Annotated in this window: 17 protein-coding genes; 7 read left to right on the top strand and 10 right to left on the bottom strand. The window is 41.5% G+C overall.

The features are described 5' to 3' along the window. On the top strand, positions 1 to 216 hold a 216-nt coding region (locus tag FA047_RS20715; protein ID WP_205943363.1), incomplete at its 5' end, for a hypothetical protein. A gap of 222 nt (positions 217 to 438) precedes the next feature. Here FA047_RS20715 and FA047_RS20155 read toward each other — a convergent pair. Continuing rightward, a complete protein-coding gene (locus tag FA047_RS20155; RefSeq protein ID WP_136837903.1) occupies positions 439 to 798 on the bottom strand; it encodes a CoA-binding protein in 360 nt (119 codons plus the stop codon). Between the two features lie 48 nt (positions 799 to 846). Then, the gene (locus tag FA047_RS20160; protein ID WP_136837904.1) at positions 847 to 2,388 is read right to left on the bottom strand and encodes an NAD(P)/FAD-dependent oxidoreductase; all 1,542 of its coding nucleotides are present in this window, start codon (positions 2,386 to 2,388) and stop codon (positions 847 to 849) included. A 227-nt stretch (positions 2,389 to 2,615) separates the two neighbouring features. On the opposite strand from FA047_RS20160, the gene FA047_RS20165 reads away from it, so the two are divergent. From FA047_RS20165 to FA047_RS20180, 4 genes are read left to right on the top strand one after another with little or no spacing between them, the layout of a single operon-like run. Then, positions 2,616 to 3,197 (top strand): LemA family protein, encoded by a 582-nt coding sequence (locus FA047_RS20165; RefSeq protein ID WP_136837905.1) that lies wholly within the window; start codon positions 2,616 to 2,618, stop codon positions 3,195 to 3,197. A 16-nt stretch (positions 3,198 to 3,213) separates the two neighbouring features. Then, entirely contained in the window at positions 3,214 to 3,657 is a 444-nt protein-coding gene (locus tag FA047_RS20170) for a TPM domain-containing protein (protein WP_136837906.1), read from the top strand. A gap of 3 nt (positions 3,658 to 3,660) precedes the next feature. Continuing rightward, complete coding sequence (locus FA047_RS20175; protein ID WP_136837919.1) at positions 3,661 to 4,431, top strand: TPM domain-containing protein; 771 nt, start codon at positions 3,661 to 3,663, stop codon at positions 4,429 to 4,431. A 23-nt stretch (positions 4,432 to 4,454) separates the two neighbouring features. Further along, the gene (locus tag FA047_RS20180; RefSeq protein WP_136837907.1) at positions 4,455 to 5,006 is read left to right on the top strand and encodes an NUDIX hydrolase; all 552 of its coding nucleotides are present in this window, start codon (positions 4,455 to 4,457) and stop codon (positions 5,004 to 5,006) included. A 72-nt stretch (positions 5,007 to 5,078) separates the two neighbouring features. Here the strand turns inward: FA047_RS20180 and dnaA are convergent, their stop codons facing one another. The 3 genes from dnaA to FA047_RS20195 form a co-directional block, all read right to left on the bottom strand. Then, positions 5,079 to 6,509: a chromosomal replication initiator protein DnaA gene (dnaA, locus tag FA047_RS20185; RefSeq protein WP_136837908.1), complete on the bottom strand. Its 1,431-nt coding sequence runs from the start codon at positions 6,507 to 6,509 to the stop codon at positions 5,079 to 5,081. A 194-nt stretch (positions 6,510 to 6,703) separates the two neighbouring features. After that, positions 6,704 to 8,251, bottom strand: coding sequence for an acyl-CoA mutase large subunit family protein (locus tag FA047_RS20190; protein ID WP_136837909.1), 1,548 nt, complete (start codon positions 8,249 to 8,251; stop codon positions 6,704 to 6,706). Positions 8,252 to 8,253: 2 nt separating this feature from the next. Then, on the bottom strand, positions 8,254 to 8,805 hold the full coding sequence (locus tag FA047_RS20195; protein WP_136837910.1) for a DUF7935 family protein: 552 nt from the start codon (positions 8,803 to 8,805) through the stop codon (positions 8,254 to 8,256). Between the two features lie 135 nt (positions 8,806 to 8,940). Between FA047_RS20195 and FA047_RS20200 the strand changes: the two genes are divergently transcribed. Both FA047_RS20200 and FA047_RS20205 read left to right on the top strand, forming a co-directional pair. Beyond that, positions 8,941 to 9,294, top strand: coding sequence for a HesB/IscA family protein (locus FA047_RS20200; protein WP_136837911.1), 354 nt, complete (start codon positions 8,941 to 8,943; stop codon positions 9,292 to 9,294). A gap of 90 nt (positions 9,295 to 9,384) precedes the next feature. Then, the gene (locus FA047_RS20205) at positions 9,385 to 10,617 is read left to right on the top strand and encodes an ABC transporter permease (RefSeq protein ID WP_136837912.1); all 1,233 of its coding nucleotides are present in this window, start codon (positions 9,385 to 9,387) and stop codon (positions 10,615 to 10,617) included. Between the two features lie 30 nt (positions 10,618 to 10,647). On the opposite strand, the gene rfbB is transcribed toward FA047_RS20205, so the two are convergent. The 5 genes from rfbB to FA047_RS20230 form a co-directional block, all read right to left on the bottom strand. Next, positions 10,648 to 11,700, bottom strand: coding sequence for a dTDP-glucose 4,6-dehydratase (gene rfbB, locus FA047_RS20210; RefSeq protein ID WP_136837913.1), 1,053 nt, complete (start codon positions 11,698 to 11,700; stop codon positions 10,648 to 10,650). 2 nt (positions 11,701 to 11,702) lie between these two features. After that, entirely contained in the window at positions 11,703 to 12,239 is a 537-nt protein-coding gene (locus FA047_RS20215) for a hypothetical protein (RefSeq protein WP_225872807.1), read from the bottom strand. Positions 12,240 to 12,272: 33 nt separating this feature from the next. Then, the gene (gene galE / locus FA047_RS20220) at positions 12,273 to 13,295 is read right to left on the bottom strand and encodes a UDP-glucose 4-epimerase GalE (protein ID WP_136837915.1); all 1,023 of its coding nucleotides are present in this window, start codon (positions 13,293 to 13,295) and stop codon (positions 12,273 to 12,275) included. 6 nt (positions 13,296 to 13,301) lie between these two features. Next, positions 13,302 to 14,291, bottom strand: coding sequence for a UDP-glucuronic acid decarboxylase family protein (locus FA047_RS20225; protein ID WP_136837917.1), 990 nt, complete (start codon positions 14,289 to 14,291; stop codon positions 13,302 to 13,304). Continuing rightward, positions 14,291 to 15,010: UDP-glucose dehydrogenase family protein (locus FA047_RS20230; RefSeq protein WP_136837918.1), on the bottom strand; the 720-nt coding region annotated here is incomplete at its 5' end. The genes FA047_RS20225 and FA047_RS20230, both read right to left, overlap by 1 nt.

A 15,010-nucleotide genomic window follows, 5' to 3' on the forward strand; every position in this document is an offset into this window, starting at 1 on the left:
AACCCGAAATTGCTACCCACCTGCTCTTCCAGTTATCCCCAGCCTCCTCGTCATCCGGCCAGCACACAGCGACAAGAGATCTTGGATAGCGCAAACAAGAGATCTCCCGGTACCATCGAGACGACTAAAGGGTTTCTGCTTCACATCAAAATAACTTCTTCACACTTTATACACACATCATTCACAAATAATACACAAACAGGTACCTTTTTGTGAATAAAGTGTGTACAATGTATGTACCATGTGAGCAGATGCTATAGCCAAAGAGGCTATTGAGTAGCCTCTACTATACTACAAGACCATAAACATAATAAAATCTAAATTAGTGAGAGAAACGGAAGGTCATAATGTCATCCCAGAAAATCAAAAGGTTTTACATGCAGCATGCACACATCAAGAGCTTTTGACCAAATACAGGCCAAAGCACCCTTATCAATTCTAATATTGTCCGGTCGACAACAATACCAATGTACAGGCCTCCACAGGCTCTATCGCATTTTCACGAAGCAGGTTTCCCAGCTCTTCATTCTCTGTCCCGGGGTTAAAAACTACTCGTTTTGGTTTGGTTTCCAATATATAATCATAGTATTGATCCTGTAACTGCGGACCTATATATAAGGTTACGGTATGAATGTCATCGTGTATGTGATCAGGTTTTTCAATCTCTGTCCCCGCGACCTCACCACTTTTTATGCCTACATTAACTATAGTATGGCCTTTGGACTTTAGCATATGAGCGGCCTTGTAGGAATATCTCATTGGATTCGGGCTTGCACCTATTATTAATGTCTTCTTCATTTATATAAATCTTACTTCCAATAAACAACAATCTGAAGGGGATTCTGTTTAACTAAACTTCAAGACTGCATTGGCACAATTCACCCCGTCAATCGCTGCAGAAACAATTCCACCCGCATAACCCGCACCTTCGGCACAAGGGAATAAACCTTTTACCCGCGGATGCTGATAGGTATCTCTATCCCTCGGTATACGCACCGGAGATGAACTTCTACTTTCTACACCCACAAGGATTGCCTCGTTGGTATAATAACCTTTCATCTTTCTGCCAAATACTGGCAGCGCATTCTTCAAGCTCGAAGCCACAAAATCTGGCAAGGTATCTTTCAGCATAACACTTTTTGTCCCCGGCAAATAAGAATTCTTAGGCAAATCCACAGACAACCGGCCTTCCACAAAATCTACCATACGCTGTGCAGGTGCCACAAGATTTCCCCCGCCAAGCCTGAACGCCGTTTTCTCTATTTCTGCCTGAAAATACATCATCCTTAAGGGGTCATCTCCTTTTACATCATCCAGGGTGATCTGTACCACGGTACCTGAATTGGCAAAAGGATTATTTCTTTTTGAAGGCGACCAGCCATTCACCACAATTTCTTCTTTATGGGTTGCGCATGGCGCAATGATACCTCCAGGGCACATGCAGAAAGAAAAGACACCCCTGCTGCCAACTTGTTCTACCAGACTATAATAGGCAGGGGGCAAAAATTCGCTTCTAATGTCGCAATGATACTGAGCGGCATCGATGATTGCCTGAGGATGTTCTATCCGGACACCCAGCGCAAATGGCTTTGCTTCTACCAGAATGTTTCTTTGGTGCAATAGCTCATAAATGTCACGAGCGGAATGCCCTGTAGCCAATATAACTGCCTCGGCAAGTAATTTTTCTTCTCCGTTTACCACTACTCCTTTTATTTTTCCAAAATCAACCAATATATCGGTCACCTTTTGATCAAACCTCACTTGACCACCTGCATTTTCAATGGTTTCCCGAATAGCTGTAATGATATGCGGCAGTTTATTGGTACCGATGTGCGGTCTTGCATCTACCAATATATCATCAGTCGCCCCATGCTGCACAAAAACCTGCAATACCTTATTGATATCTCCCCGCTTATTCGAACGGGTGTATAATTTGCCATCGGAGTAGGTTCCCGCCCCACCTTCGCCATAACAATAGTTAGATTCTGTATTTACGATACCTTCTTTATTTATTGCGGCGAGATCACGTCTACGTTGTTTCACATCCTTTCCGCGTTCGAGTACAATGGGTTTAAAACCATTTTCTATACATTGGAGGGCTGCAAATAATCCTGCCGGACCAGCTCCAACTATAATTACATGTTTGGCATTACTTACGTTTGGATAGTTGACTACAAAAGTATCTGCTGGCATGGTTTCATCTATATAGACCTTAACCTGTAACCGGTAGATTACTTTTCGGGATCTTGCATCAATGGATCTTTTGAGGATTTTATAGTCGGTTATTCTGGACAAGTCAACTTTTAAGGCTGTTGACAGGCTTTTTTTGATGATGTGCCCCTGTTCAACTTGTTCTGGAGCAAGTGTAATCTCTATTTCTTTTTGCATAAACTTGTCAGGTTTTTATCCTGAATTAAGGCAAAGATACAAAAGTCTGAGAAATCCAAATGATGACTGGCAATGGAACATTTGTCAGCCTCCTTACATCTTATGAGTTATTTATGCCTTTTTAGCCAAATCTTGTCAGCTTTTTATATTGAATTGTAACAAAGGCACAGAAGTTGAGTTCTAATGCGTAAATTAACACTTGTATTAAAACAACAAATAAGAACAATATGAAAAAAGTAGTATTAGCTGTAGTAGCAATCTTGGTTTTACTTGTAGCAGTTAGTGGTTGCGGGTACAACAATCTGGTTAAACTGGATGAAGACGTAAAAACTAAATGGGCACAGGTAGAAACTCAATATCAGCGCCGCTCGGATTTGATCCCGAATCTTGTTAGCACAGTTAAAGGGGCTGCGAAATTTGAGCAGGGAACGTTAACTCAGGTGATCGAAGCACGTTCTAAAGCAAGTCAGATTACCATCGACCCAGATAAATTAACGGAAGAAAACATGCAAAAATACCAGGCAGCACAAGGCCAGCTTAGTCAGGCACTTGGTAAATTGATGGTATTGACAGAAAACTATCCTGAATTAAAGGCCACTCAGCAGTTCAGTGAATTATCTGCTCAGCTAGAAGGCACAGAGAACAGAATTACAGTAGCGCGCAAGGATTTTAATGAATCTGTACAGGTTTACAACACAAAAGTAAGGTCATTCCCTAATAATCTTACAGCAGGTCTATTTGGATTCAGCCAGAAAGCGGCATTTAAAGCTGATGCTGGTGCTCAGAATGCACCTAAAGTGGAATTCTAATTGAACTAATCCAATCATGGGTCTATTTACAGAACAAGAACAGGAACAAATCTCGCACGCGATTGCGGAAGCTGAAAAAGCTACTTCAGGTGAGATCAGAATAGCTATAGATAAATATTGCAAAGGTGACGCGCTTGAGAGAGCTACATCTTATTTTGCAAAGTTGGATATGGATAAAACATCCAGGCACAATGGAGTATTGATTTATCTAGCGCATGCAGACCATAAATTTGCAATTATTGGCGATAGCGGCATTAATAAAGTAGTGCCTCCTGATTTTTGGGAGACTACAAAAGTGGCCATGAAAGCGCATTTTGCTTCGGGAAATCTGGCTCAGGGAGTTATAGCAGGTATTGTACTGGCAGGTGAAAAGCTTGCCATGTACTTCCCTTCACAAAATGACGACATCAACGAGCTGCCAAATGATATCATTTTCATGGATCAGGATAAAATCAAATAGATGATGAAGAGAGTACTCACATTATTATTATTCATTGCTACGTGTTTTTCCGCTTTCTCACAAGATTTTCCAGCGAAACCTACCAAGCTTGTAAATGATTATACCAATACGCTTTCGCCTGATCAAATTGCTCAGCTTGAGCAAAAACTAGTGGCATTTGACGACTCAACCTCCACTCAGATTGCAATAGCGATTGTTAAGTCCGTTGGCGATTATGACATCAACGAATACACGCTTCAATTGGGTAGAAATTGGGGAGTAGGACAAGCGGGCAAGAACAATGGTATCATGATCGTTGTTGCACTGGGTGACAGGAAAATTTCTATTCAGACAGGATATGGGCTGGAAGGAGTACTCCCTGACATCTATGCAAAGCGCATTATTGAAAATGATATTAAGCCTTATTTCAAATCCGGTGATTATTTTGGCGGACTGATCTCAGGAACTGATGCCATTATTAAATACACTAAAGGCGAGTATAAAAATGAAAAGCCCAAGGGTAAAAGCCAGGGTGGCGGAACTTCAAGTATTGCCATCATTATTATCATCGTGATAGTGATCATCGTCATACTCAGAAGAGGTGGCGGCGGTGGCGGAGGCCAGGTTATTGGCAGTCGTGGAGTTGCTGATGCACTATTCTGGAGCATGTTACTTGGCGGTGGCCGGGGCTCTGGTGGCGGCGGAGGCGGCTGGGGAGGCGGAGGCAGCGGAGGAGGATTCGGCGGCTTTGGTGGCGGTAGTTTTGGTGGCGGAGGAAGCAGCGGAAGCTGGTAATTTAATTATTGCAAGAAACAGACATGGAAATACTAAAATGGCAAAGGCTGTCCTCAAAATACCTGGTTAGGGAAAAGTGGGCAACTTTGCGTGTAGACACCTGCGATTTACAAAACGGGACGATCAAAGACGATTATTATGTATTGGAGTATCCAAACTGGGTGAACGCCATTGCATTGACTCAGGATCGTAAAGTCATTCTGGTTCGTCAGTACCGTCATGGCGGAGATATCATCTCACTAGAAGTACCAGGCGGTGTGATCGACGGGGATGAATTGCCGGAGACTGCCATCAAAAGAGAATTGCTTGAAGAAACAGGCTATACATTTGAAAGCGCTGAACTCATCGCCACACTCTATCCTAATCCCGCGACAGCAAATAACGTCACTTATACTTATTTGTTACAGGGAGGCATTAAAACAGATGACCAGCATCTGGATGAGCATGAAATCTTAAACGTTGAGGAATATAGTATTCAAGAAGTGAAACAGTTGCTTATAGACAACAAGATTGATCAGGCGCTGCATTCTGCTGCACTATTTTATGGGCTGCTGAAACTGGAAGCACTGAAGTAATAATATAAAGAGAAGAGGCCTGCAGGTATTACCTGCAGGCCTCTTCTCTTTATATACTAAACTAGCTATAAACTAGCTCATCTTTAATTTCTTTTGAATATCGTGCACGTAACCTTTAAATTTCTTATCGGTATCGATCAGATCTTCCACGGTCTGGCATGCATAGATCACAGTAGAGTGGTCTCTTCCACCAAAGAAAGCACCAATTGTTTTTAGAGATGATTTGGTATGACTTTTTGAAAGGTACATAGAAATCTGACGTGCCTGTACGATTTCGCGTTTGCGTGTCTGTGATTTAACCATGTCAACAGGCACTTCAAAATACTCACATACCAGTTTTTGAATGTACTCCATTGATATTTCCTTAGAAGTATTTTTGATGAAGTTCTTCAGCATTTGTTTTGCCAAAGCAAGATCAATGTCCTTTTTATTTAAAGTAGACTGCGCAAGCAACGAAACCATCGCCCCTTCCAATTCACGAACATTGTTATCTATATTATGTGCCACATATTCGACTACCTCCGCAGGCAATTCAATACCGTCAGCATACATCTTCTTTCTGAGGATCGCAATTCTTGTTTCCAGGTCAGGGATCTGAAGGTCAGCTGAAAGGCCCCATTTGAATCTACTCAATAATCTTTCTTCCAAACCTGCAAGATCCTTTGGCGCTTTATCAGAAGACAAGATCACTTGTTTACCTGATTGGTGCAGGTGGTTAAAGATGTGGAAGAATATATCCTGTGTTTTTTCTTTGCCGGCAAAATTATGCACATCATCCATGATGATTACATCCATTGCCTGGTAGAAATTAACGAAATCGTTAATTGTATTATTCTTCAATGAGTCTACAAACTGCTGACAGAATTTTTCACAGGAAACATAGATCACTAGCTTATCCGGCATATTCCTTTTGATCTCATTACCTATCGCCTGGGCCAGGTGGGTTTTACCCAAACCTACACCACCATAAATCATCAGCGGATTGAATGAAGTACCTCCCGGTTTGGCAGCTACAGCATAACCTGCAGAACGAGCCAGACGGTTGCAATCTCCCTCAATGTAATTGTCAAATGTATAATTGGAATTTAACTGCGGATCAACATTAAGCTTTTTTAATCCAGGAATGATAAATGGATTCTTAATGTCTTTATTAATAGAAACCGGAATTGGCATTGACTGGTTCTTTGCCTCTGCGCCATTGCCATTACTTGGCATGTTTGTAGTATATGGATTACCTGTGTTTGAAGACTTGTCTACAACGATATTGTACTCCAGTCGGCCTTCATCGCCGAGCTGCTTCTTTACAGTCTTTCGGAGCAATCCAACATAATGTTCTTCCAACCACTCATAAAAGAATAAACTAGGCACCTGGATGGTTAAAACTTTGCCTTCCAATTTAAGAGCAGATATCGGTTCGAACCAAGTTTTGAAACTCTGGGTCGGAATGTTATCTTTTATGATTTGGAGACAGTTTTTCCATACTTCGGTACAAGTTTTTTCCATTGTTATTCTATAATTTGTTGGTTTACAGTGACGATACGAGCATAAAAAAACTGCTGTTTCGAGAGATCGAATATTCAAAAAATTATCAACAAAAAAAACTTAATTTTCATTTATTTGGTAAGTGCTTAGACAGCAGTAGCATACCCCTGTTAACCTGAATTTTTTGTGTTGATAACTATTTATTAACATCCTTTTTAATATTCTCCAAAAACACTACGAAGTGTATCTGCTATCTCACCCAAAGTAGCATAAACCTCCACTGCAGCTAGAATAAAGGGCATTAAGTTGGCTGTTCCCCCTGCCGCAAGTTTCAGTTCCACCAGTGCTTTTTCGACCGCAACTCCATCTCTATCAGCCTTTAACCTGTTCAGCTTATCGGTTTGTATGGTACGTATGGATTCATCTATGGTGAACACCTCATTGATGCCCTCTTGTTGCTGTGTAAACTTGTTAACACCAACGATGATCCTGCTGGCTTGTTCTACCTCTACCTGGTACTGATAGGAAGCATTGGCAATCTCATTTTGGATGTAGCCGTTTTCAATTGCATTTACCGACCCTCCCATCCCATCTATCTTATCTATATACAACTGTGCCGCTGCTTCAATTTCGTCGGTTAGCGTCTCTACAAAATAAGAACCCGCAAGCGGATCCACTGTATCGGTAACTCCGCTTTCAAAAGCAATCACCTGCTGAGTACGTAAGGCAATTTTAGCAGCCGCTTCTGTTGGCAATGACAGCGCTTCGTCATAACCGTTTGTATGCAGAGACTGTGTACCTCCCAATACTGCAGCCATAGCTTGATTGGTCACACGGATTACATTATTTAAGGGCTGCTGTGCGGTAAGTGTTGAGCCTCCGGTCTGGGTATGAAACCGCAGCATTTGTGCTTTCTGATCGGTAGCGCCCAAGTCCTTTGTGATTTTGGCCCACATTCTTCTGGCAGCCCTGAATTTGGCAATCTCTTCAAAGAAATTGTTATGACAGTTGAAAAAGAAGGAAAGACGTTTGGCAAATACGTTGATGTCTAATCCTTTCTCCAGCGCTGCATTTAAATAGGCTTTACCATTAGCCAGTGTAAAAGCCAGTTCCTGTACGGCTGTTGACCCCGCCTCTCTAATGTGATAGCCGGAAATAGAGATGGTATTCCATTTAGGCACCTCTTTACTGCAGTATTCAAAAATATCTGTGATGATACGCATAGAGGGCTTTGGTGGGTAGATATAAGTTCCCCTCGCCGCATACTCTTTTAATATATCATTCTGAATGGTTCCTGAAATCTGTTTGATATCCGCTCCCTGTTTTTTTGCCAGAGCGATATACATAGCGAGCAGAATAGATGCCGTCGCATTGATCGTCATGGATGTAGTAATCTTCTGCAGTTCTATCCCATCAAAAAGTATTTCAATATCTTTTAATGAATCAATAGCTACCCCAACCTTACCTACTTCTCCTTCAGACATTTCGTGATCAGAGTCGTATCCAATCTGAGTAGGCAAATCAAAAGCCACCGAAAGCCCCATGGTCCCCTGATTCAGAAGGTAGTGATATCTTTTATTGGATTCTTCGGCAGTCGAAAATCCGGCATACTGCCTCATGGTCCACAACCTGCCACGGTACATGTCTTTTTGTATACCTCTTGTAAAAGGAAATTCACCTGGAGTTTCTGTCAATGGCTTGGCGCTGGTATAAATCTCCTTGATCTCTATACCCGAGGTAGTTGTAATCTTCTTTTCGCTCATGACTAAAATAATTGCTGAATGTCCTTTTTTATCAGTCCCTGCGTTAGATCGTAGGGATTATCTGAGATCTCAGCCATGTGCTGCAGTACTTTCTTACTGAGGTCTACTCCCTCTGCTCCTTCCGGTAATGATTTTGCTGCATTGCTCACCATAGCCAGTGTATCATCCTTTAATTTGCAAATAACGGCCCATATAGTGGGGCTTACGTACAATTGCTGGGCTACATTATGCTGAAATTCCGACCTGATCTCATTCAGCACTAAAGACTGTAATGCCGGCAAGGGAATTCCCTGCTGATGTAGCCTGACAAAAAGATTAGCAGGATTGATCCGCTCTATAAAAAGAATTAGCCTTTCATGCGCCTGCAGCCTAAGGGGCAGCATTTGCAAGCGCTCTTCTTTGTGATCTGCCGCAGCAGCAACGGGTGTTTGACCTGGCGCTGGCCTTAACATTCCCCTGATTTCATTTTTAAAAAGATAAAACCCGGCTAAGATGGCAATGATGCCCCCGGTTGCAGACACAGCTACTGCTGTTAAAAAGCCTTCTATATTCATTCAGTTTGTTTATAAACAGTAATAATTAAGTGTTAGTCCAAGCAAAAATGTACAATTTATTTATATTTACCCCACAAAACGATTATTTACCCTAAACGAGGTATAAATCGGGGTAAATTCCTAATTTTAAAGACCATGAGTAATACAGTTGATACCGCATTTGCACCCGTAACCTTTACAGAAGGGGCACTTAAAGAGCTTTTCAAATTAAAAGACCAGCAGGAAATTTCTGACGACTTTGGATTGCGTGTAGGAGTTGAAGGCGGTGGCTGTTCAGGCATGAACTATGTGCTTGGATTTGACCAAAAGAAAGAAGGTGACCAGGAGTTTATTATAAATGGCATTAAAGTTTTCATGCACAAAGCGCACCAGATGTACCTTTTGGGTATGCAGGTAGACTGGCAGGATGGACTTAATTCCAGGGGCTTTACTTTTAGCAATCCAAATGCAGCCAGCACTTGTGGTTGCGGGACAAGCTTTTCAGTTTAACACCAGTTTTTTGTAACATTATAGCAGGTCTCGTTGTCTTAACAACGGGACTTTTTACTTTTATCCTATTAAGACTTATTTTTCTCTATAATGACCTATACCGAAAATGTAAAACTTGCGCTGCAATCCATAAAAAGCAATCGTCTACGTACCATGCTTACCGCATTGATCATCGCAATTGGCTTGTCTGCATTAGTAGGTATTCTGACCAGCCTTGATGCGGTTAAGAAGAGCATGACCGAGACATTCTCTAGTATGGGGGCCAATTCCTTTACGATTAGAAACAGGGGTATGGGCATCCGTGTTGGCGGCGGGGGAAAAAGGCCTAAGCCTTTTAGATCCGTTAAATATGAAGATGCAATTGCCTTTAAGGAGAGACTAAATACGCCTGCATCTGTAGCAATCAGTGTTTTTGCCAGTGGCGGGGCTACGGCCAAGTATTCCGGGGAAAAAACAAACCCCAACATTGGTATCCAGGGTATAGATGAAAACGGTCTCAAATCTCAGGGACTTGACCTGGTCCTTGGTAGAAATTTTAGTCCTTCTGAAATTCAGTCGGCCAATAACATTTGCATCATAGGAAGCGAGATCAAAGATAAACTCTTCAAAAAAGAATCTCCGCTGGACAAGATCATCAACGTTGGCAACAGCCGTTTAAAAGTGATAGGTGTACTGGCTTCAAAAGGACAGAGCATGGGGTTTAGTGGCGACAGGGCTGTTTTCATCCCTTTATTAAAAGCCAAGCTAATCAATTCAAATGGCAACCCATCTTATACCATTACCGTTATGGTTCCAAATAATGACCAGATGGACAATATCATCGGTGAGGCAACCGCAGAATTCCGGAGCATCCGTAAGGTAAAAATCACTGAGCCAAATAATTTTGAGATCACAAAGAGTGATGCCATGGCACAAACGTTGTTTGAAAACCTAAAGTATATAGTCATGGGGGGCATCGCCATTGGTGGTATTACACTAATCGGCGCATCCATCGGGCTAATGAATATCATGCTGGTATCTGTAACCGAGAGAACACGTGAAATTGGTATCAGGAAGGCAATTGGTGCCAATCCCGCTGTCATCAGGAAACAATTCCTGATAGAAGCAGTAATCATTTGCTTGATGGGGGGAGCTTTCGGAATTTTCCTTGGAATAGCTCTGGGCAACCTTATTTCACTCGCCATGGGTGGCTCATTTATTATTCCATGGAACTGGATCTCCGGAGGATTTGGCTTATGTGTGCTGGTTGGAATTACCTCTGGCTATTACCCCGCAAAAAAAGCCTCGAAACTAGATCCTGTGGAAGCATTAAGATATGAATAGAAAAAGGGGAAACTTAAACTTCCCCCTTCTTTATCTTCCCTGGTATTGATTCTCGTAATAAGCCTGGTAGTTTCCTGAAGTCACATTACTCAGCCACTCCTCATTTTCAAGGTACCAGTCAACCGTCTTTTCAAGTCCCTCTTCAAACTGTAAACTTGGCACCCAGTCCAGCTCCTGTTGCAGTTTTGTTGAATCGATCGCATAGCGCAGATCATGACCTGCCCTGTCAGTCACAAAAGTAATCAGCTTAGCAGATTCACCCTGTTCCCTGCCCAGTTTCTTATCCATGATGTTGCAAAGCAAATGAATCAGGTCAATATTCTTCCATTCATTATGCCCACCGATATTGTAGGTCTGTCCACTTTTAGCCTGGTGGAAGATCACATCGATTGCTCTGGCATGATCTTCTACCCATAGCCAGTCCCTTACATTCTCACCTTTACCATAAACCGGGACAGGCTGGTTGTTTTTAATGTTGTTGATCGCCAGTGGAATCAGTTTCTCAGGAAAATGATTAGCGCCATAATTATTAGAACAGTTTGAAATCACGATATCAAGCCCGTAAGTATCGTGATACGCTCTTACAAAATGATCTGAGGAAGCTTTGGACGCAGAATATGGACTATGTGGGTCGTAAGCAGTGCTTTCAATAAACATTCCCGTTTCACCAAGAGCCCCGTAGACCTCATCGGTAGATACATGATAGAATCTTTTCTTTTCATAATCCCCCTTCCAGAATTCCCTGGCCGCATTCAGCAGGTTCACTGTACCAATCACATTGGTCATCACAAAAGCACTCGGGTCAATAATTGACCTGTCTACATGCGACTCTGCTGCCAGATGGATCACTGCATCGAAGTTCTCTTTTTGGAAAAGCAGGTTGATAGCTCCTGAATCTGTGATATCTGTTTTAACAAAGCGGTAGTTTGGCTTGTCCTCAATATCCGTCAGGTTGGCCAGATTCCCCGCATAGGTAAGCTTATCAAGGTTTACAATCTGACAATCAGTATAATTGTTCACAAACCTCCTCACAACGTGCGAACCGATAAAACCAGCACCTCCAGTGATTAATATTTTCTTCATAACTATAATTCTTTAGGCAAGCCCAGCTCTTCGGCTACAGCAGATGTTTTATTGGTATATATTTTAGTTAGCACCTCATTGAGGCTTTCTTTTAGATCAAACTGAATATCTTCATGCAGTTTCATGTATTTGCCCAAAACAGACATAGCTGATTTCACAAAGTAGACATTCAGCTTCTCATTAAATTTATGCATCGGAGAAAAGACACCTTCTTTAAATACGATGGGCAGGTTATTCAATAGATGAATTCGGAGTTCTATTTCTGTCAGCACATCTTTTGTAACTTTAAAATGATGACTGATCATTCCATTTAATCTTCTCATCCTGAGCATTACTTCTTTAGAAGTTGGCTTTTGGACCCACAGTAAATCCTGAATACTTTGGTCGATGATAGAATGCAACTTTTGATGTCTTTGAACAAGATCACCTTCATCTTCAAGTAATTTAAAATGAAGGTGCTCTGTCAGTACTTTATCTTTGGCGATTAATCTGAGCAAAAGTTTATCCTTTTCCTTTTCAGGAAGGGATCTGATCTCCATTTTTAGATCCTTATGCTCACTTAACAGCATAGCTTAAAATGGATTATCTTTTAAGTATTTTTCCCAGTTCCAGGCCGAAAGCATCATTTCTGAAATACCCAGTTCAGCTTTCCATCCAAGGTCTTTTGCAGCTTTAGAAACATCTCCCCAAACTTTTTCTATATCTCCCTCTCTTCTTGCACCAATGGTGTAGTTCAGCTTCTGTCCTGTAGATTGTTCAAATGCGTCAATGATCTGAAGCACCGTAGATCCTTTTCCGGTTCCCAGGTTAAACACTTCATAATTTGATTCCGCTTTACCGCTCTCCAACCTCTTAATCGCTGCAACGTGGGCTTTTGCTAAGTCAACAACATGGATGTAATCTCTGATTGCACTACCGTCCACAGTGTCGTAATCATCACCGTACACTGTAATAGCTCCGCGTTTTCCTATTGCAGACTGAGTAATGAATGGGACAAGATTTTGAGGTACGCCTATAGGCAACTCGCCAATTAAAGCAGTATGATGAGCTCCCACCGGGTTAAAATAACGTAAAGAAGTTACTTTCAGATCAGGTGTTACTGCACAGGTCTCTTCTAATATTTCTTCTGCAATTTGTTTAGTATTACCATAAGGAGATTCTGCTTTTTTGGTAGGTGCAGCTTCTGTTACAGGCAAAATATCCGGCTGGCCATATACCGTACATGATGAAGAGAAAACCAATTTTACATTACTGTTGAATGCAGTAATCAGGTTGATCAATGAATAAAAGTTATTCCTGTAATATTTCAATGGATTTTGCACTGACTCTCCTACAGCTTTAAAAGCTGCAAAATGTATCACTCCAGCTATATCACTGTGTTTTGAAACGAATTCCTTTACCTTCGCCTCATCACAAAGGTCAAGCTCAACAAATTCAGGTCTTATTCCTATAATGGTTTCTAATTGCTGAAGTATTTTTGGATTAGAATTAGATAGGTCATCTACAATCACTACTTCATAACCAGCATTGTGTAATTCAACTACCGTATGTGAACCAATAAAGCCGGTTCCTCCTGTTACTAATATTTTTGGCATTCTTTTTTAACGATTATATGTGGTAAAATCTTTGTGTTCTTTATTAAATAAGGCTTCTTTAGGTAATGATCTAAAGTAATCATAAGTGATTTTCAAGCCATCTGCCCTGTTTACTTTAGGCTCCCAACCCAGGATTTCCCGCGCCTTCGTAATATCCGGCCTGCGTTGTTTAGGATCATCGACAGGCAAATCCCTCAATACGAGTTTCTGACTTGTTCCTGTCAATTTGATAATTTCCTCTCCAAATTGTTTGATGGTGATTTCATCAGGATTTCCAATATTCACCGGTTGCGCATAATCGCTCAATAACAAACGATAGATACCTTCAATCAAATCATCTACATAGCAGAATGACCTGGTTTGCGAACCATCACCGAATACAGTTAAGTCCTCTCCTCTTAAGGCCTGACCAATAAATGCAGGTAAAACACGTCCGTCATTCAGGCGCATTCGCGGTCCGTAAGTGTTAAATATCCGTACAATCCTGGTTTCTACACCATGAAAAGTATGGTAGGCCATCGTCATAGCTTCCTGAAAGCGCTTGGCTTCGTCATAAACTCCACGGGGACCGACAGGATTTACATTACCCCAATATTCTTCGGGCTGAGGGTTTACACTGGGATCTCCATACACTTCAGAAGTAGAAGCGATCAGCATTCTCGCGTTTTTGCTTTTTGCAAGTCCTAATAGATTATGTGTACCAAGAGATCCAACCTTTAAGGTCTGGATTGGAATCTTCAGATAATCAATAGGGCTTGCCGGTGAGGCAAAGTGCAGGATATAATCCAGCTTACCCGAGACATAAACAAACTTTGACACATCATGATGAGCAAATTCAAAGTTTTCCAAACCAAACAAGTGCTCAATATTCTGCAGGTCTCCGGTAATCAGGTTGTCCATACCAATTACATGATAATTTTCCTTTATAAACCTATCACACAGGTGTGACCCTAAAAACCCCGCTGCGCCGGTGATCAATACTCTTTTACGTTCCATTAGATGATAAGCTTACGGCCAACACTATTATAATAATAACCCAAATCGATCATTTTCTGAAGATCGTACAAATTACGACCATCGAAAATCACTTTATTACTCAGGATTTCTTCCATTTTATCAAAATCAGGATTTCTGAATACCGACCACTCTGTAGCGATCAGCAATGCATCAGCATCTTTTAATGCTTCATATTGATTGCTTGCATACCTGATTTTATCTCCAAGCTGAGCCTTCACATTCTCCATGCCTTCCGGATCAAACGCAGTTACAGTAGCTCCCTGTTTGATCAGCTGATCAATAATATACAATGCTGGTGCCTCTCTGATATCATCAGTTTCAGGTTTAAATGCCAAACCCCAAAGGGCAAAATGCTTGCCTTTTAAGTTACCTTTATAATATTTCAAAAGCTTATCTACCAGTATGGTTTTTTGCCTTTCATTTACTTCCATTACAGCTTTCAGAATCTGAAAATCATAACTGTTCTCATCTGCAGCCTTAGCAAGGGCCTGAACATCTTTAGGGAAGCAGCTTCCTCCATAACCAATACCAGGAAATAAGAAACGCTTTCCTATACGGTCATCAGATCCAATACCTTTACGTACGGCATCCACATCTGCACCAACGATCTCGCATAAATTAGCGACCTCATTCATGAAAGTAATTTTAGTAGCCAGGAATGAATTAGCCGCATATTTCGTCAATTCAGATGAACGCTC

Source organism: Pedobacter frigoris, assembly GCF_005116445.1.
Lineage (GTDB): Bacteria > Bacteroidota > Bacteroidia > Sphingobacteriales > Sphingobacteriaceae > Pedobacter > Pedobacter frigoris.

What these genes read in the sequence shown, in the direction of transcription:
- FA047_RS20155 (WP_136837903.1), bottom strand. Translation starts at nt 798, where the DNA reads ATGAAGAAGACATTAATAATAGGTGCAAGCCCGAATCCAATGAGATAT.
- FA047_RS20160 (WP_136837904.1), bottom strand. Translation starts at nt 2,388, where the DNA reads ATGCAAAAAGAAATAGAGATTACACTTGCTCCAGAACAAGTTGAACAG.
- FA047_RS20165 (WP_136837905.1), top strand. Translation starts at nt 2,616, where the DNA reads ATGAAAAAAGTAGTATTAGCTGTAGTAGCAATCTTGGTTTTACTTGTA.
- FA047_RS20170 (WP_136837906.1), top strand. Translation starts at nt 3,214, where the DNA reads ATGGGTCTATTTACAGAACAAGAACAGGAACAAATCTCGCACGCGATT.
- FA047_RS20175 (WP_136837919.1), top strand. Translation starts at nt 3,661, where the DNA reads ATGAAGAGAGTACTCACATTATTATTATTCATTGCTACGTGTTTTTCC.
- FA047_RS20180 (WP_136837907.1), top strand. Translation starts at nt 4,455, where the DNA reads ATGGAAATACTAAAATGGCAAAGGCTGTCCTCAAAATACCTGGTTAGG.
- dnaA (WP_136837908.1), bottom strand. Translation starts at nt 6,509, where the DNA reads ATGGAAAAAACTTGTACCGAAGTATGGAAAAACTGTCTCCAAATCATA.
- FA047_RS20190 (WP_136837909.1), bottom strand. Translation starts at nt 8,251, where the DNA reads ATGAGCGAAAAGAAGATTACAACTACCTCGGGTATAGAGATCAAGGAG.
- FA047_RS20195 (WP_136837910.1), bottom strand. Translation starts at nt 8,805, where the DNA reads ATGAATATAGAAGGCTTTTTAACAGCAGTAGCTGTGTCTGCAACCGGG.
- FA047_RS20200 (WP_136837911.1), top strand. Translation starts at nt 8,941, where the DNA reads ATGAGTAATACAGTTGATACCGCATTTGCACCCGTAACCTTTACAGAA.
- FA047_RS20205 (WP_136837912.1), top strand. Translation starts at nt 9,385, where the DNA reads ATGACCTATACCGAAAATGTAAAACTTGCGCTGCAATCCATAAAAAGC.
- rfbB (WP_136837913.1), bottom strand. Translation starts at nt 11,700, where the DNA reads ATGAAGAAAATATTAATCACTGGAGGTGCTGGTTTTATCGGTTCGCAC.
- FA047_RS20215 (WP_225872807.1), bottom strand. Translation starts at nt 12,239, where the DNA reads ATGGAGATCAGATCCCTTCCTGAAAAGGAAAAGGATAAACTTTTGCTC.
- galE (WP_136837915.1), bottom strand. Translation starts at nt 13,295, where the DNA reads ATGCCAAAAATATTAGTAACAGGAGGAACCGGCTTTATTGGTTCACAT.
- FA047_RS20225 (WP_136837917.1), bottom strand. Translation starts at nt 14,291, where the DNA reads ATGGAACGTAAAAGAGTATTGATCACCGGCGCAGCGGGGTTTTTAGGG.